Origin of the sequence: Ligilactobacillus acidipiscis DSM 15836 (assembly GCF_001435755.1) — a bacterium.
Classification (GTDB): domain Bacteria; phylum Bacillota; class Bacilli; order Lactobacillales; family Lactobacillaceae; genus Ligilactobacillus; species Ligilactobacillus acidipiscis.
On the sequence record NZ_AZFI01000285.1, the window covers coordinates 1 to 1,247 of the forward strand.

Sequence of the window (1,247 nt, forward strand, 5' to 3'; positions counted from 1 at the left end):
GATGCTCTACCAGGAGGCCGAATGTCATTCGTAGTCACTTTCAGACTTGGGGATCAATCCAAGTCGACTAGAAGGTGAATCTCAATGACCATTTCCCTCAACATTATTATAACATAGCTTTTTACTATGCTAGAAACTGCTAGAAATTTGCCAAAAAGTCTGCGAAATGAAAAAAGCTAAGCTACGTTACAGTACAATCATAAATATGTGACGCTTAAGAAGGGGCCATTTATCTGGGAACTTTGCAGCAAGACCACCATGTGGTGTATGATATACTATCATATACCGCGGTATTTATCCCCAAAATGAACTAATCACAAATTGTAAGGAGTCAACATTTGAAAAATAACATTTACCATTATATAAAATTCCTACTAGCTTTTTTTACCTTAATGATTATACTTACTGCCTGTGGGGACCCTCCAACATATAAAGAAAATCAAAAACTGGGCAAACAGGTGAATTATACTATCACAGGTATTGAAGCAGGCGCTGGTTCAATGGAAAAAACTGAGGACGCTTTAAATAAATATGGATTAAAAAAGGCCAATTGGCAAATTATGCCAACTTCAACAGCAGCTATGACTAGTACTTTAGATAAAGCAGTCAAACACAAGCAACCAATCGTAGTTCTTAGTTGGCAGCCCCATTGGATGGTTGCAAAATATTCCTTGAAATTTTTAAAGGACCCAAAACATGTTTATGGCCATGGTGAATCAATGCGCACCATAGCAAGACTCGGCTTTAGGAAAGAAAATCCTGGGGCTGCAAAACTATTAAAACAGTTTAATTGGAAGTTAGACATGGCTGTCCCACTAATGTTAAAAATTAATGACGGTATGGATACTCAAAAAGCAATAAATGAATTTATTGAAACCCATCCTAAACAGGTAAAAAAATGGACCAAAGGCGTCCCAGCAGGTAAAGGTAAGAAAGTTAATTTAGTTTACACACCGTATGATTATGAAATAGCAGCAACGAGGTTAGTAAAAACTCTTTTAAAACAAAAAGGTTACAATGTAACTATGAGACAGTTAGATATAGGTGTCATGTGGAGCTCTATTGCACATGGTAGTTCGGATGCAACCGTAACAGTAGAATTACCAGTCACTAATCAATTATATGCTAAAAAATATCAAGGCAAATATGATGAACTTGCTAAAAATATGCAACACGCTAAGACAGGTTTAGCGGTGCCTAAATATATGAAAGATATAAATACGATAGATGATTTAAAAAACAAATAA

The 1,247-nt window shown here is 35.8% G+C and carries 1 protein-coding gene; it reads left to right on the top strand.

Annotated features, from left to right (window positions below; translation table 11 throughout):
* Positions 1-338: 338 nt before the first annotated feature.
* Complete coding sequence (locus FC65_RS10720; protein WP_082619101.1) at positions 339-1,247, top strand: glycine betaine ABC transporter substrate-binding protein; 909 nt, start codon at positions 339-341, stop codon at positions 1,245-1,247.